The sequence below is a fragment of the Lysobacter sp. ESA13C genome, assembly GCF_019970005.1.
GTDB classification, from domain to species: Bacteria; Pseudomonadota; Gammaproteobacteria; order Xanthomonadales; family Xanthomonadaceae; genus Lysobacter; species Lysobacter antibioticus_B.
Map to the genome: position 1 here is coordinate 1 of NZ_JAHXYK010000032.1, position 1220 is coordinate 1220.

General features: G+C 64.3%; 1 protein-coding gene. It reads right to left on the reverse strand.

The genetic code is table 11. The features are described from left to right. Positions 1 to 1220, reverse strand: a 1220-nt coding sequence (locus LC490_RS24200; RefSeq protein ID WP_223621894.1) for a condensation domain-containing protein, incomplete at both ends; no start/stop codon positions are given.

Consider the following 1220-nt stretch of genomic DNA (forward strand, 5'->3'; position numbering starts at 1 on the left):
GATAATGCGCCAGGCGATTGGCCTGGGCGTTCAATTCCGCGTACGTCAGGCTCGCTTCGTCCTGCACCAGCGCGATCGCGTCCGGCGTCTTCGCCGCCTGCGCCTCGAACCACTCGTGCACCAGCCGATCGACCGGATACGGCGCGTCCGTGGCGTTCCACGTCTCCACCACCAGTTGCCGCTCAGGCTCGGGCAGCACGCCGATCTCATTAAGCGTCGTGCCGGCATCGATCTCCAACACGTGCACGATTCGCTGCAGCGTCGATTGGGCGAAGTCAATGATCCGCTTGGGATCGAGCGCGTCGTCCACCCTGACAGTGAATGACAATGCATTGCCCCAGTCATCGATCGAGAGGCCGAACGGATAGTTCGTCCGCTCTTCGCCCAGGAACTCTTCCATACCGAGACTCGCCCACAGGCTCTGTCTCGATGCTTTCGACGACGCTTGGCTGTGGCGATAGTTCAGCAGCGCGGTGAACAACGGCACTGGCGCGGCCACCGCGCTGCAGCGCTGCGCGAGCGCAAGCGAGGCATGCTCGTGATGCAACAACTCCGCAAGCAGCGCATGCGTGCGGCGCACGCCTGCCTCGACGGTTACGTCGTCGATCTGCAACCGCATTGGCAGCGTATTGATGAACGGGCCCATCGCCCGATCCGACCCTTCGCCTGACTGCATGCGGCCGAACAGCACGGTGCCGAACACGACGTCGTCGCGCCCGGACACGCGTGCCAGCACCAGACCCCAAGCCAGGTGGCACAGGCTCGCGACGCTCACACCAAGCCGGCGCGCCTGCGTGCGCAGGCTCGCCGACAGCGCGGCGTCGAGGTCCCGCGTGACCTGTCCGATCGACCGTCCCTCTCCTCGGCTATCGTTTAACCCGAACGGCATCGTGGGCTCATCGACATCGCCGAGCATCGTGCGGAAAAAGGTCTCGTGCTCTGCGCGACTGACGCCCTGGCGCGCTTGCGCGACGAAATTCCGGAACGGAAGCTGTTGCGGAAGAGTCGCCATGCTTCCCGACAAATGCGCCTGCAGCTCGGCCTCAAGCAGCTCTAGCGTCGTATGGTCGCCGGACAGATGATGTGTGAGCAGCAGCAATATCCACTTGTCGCACGCGGCGTCGTAGGCCACGAACGCACGCATCAAGGGGGCCTGACTGACATCGATGCGGTATGCGCGTGGATCGAAACGCGCCTGCAGCTGCTCGATCGCAGGCCCC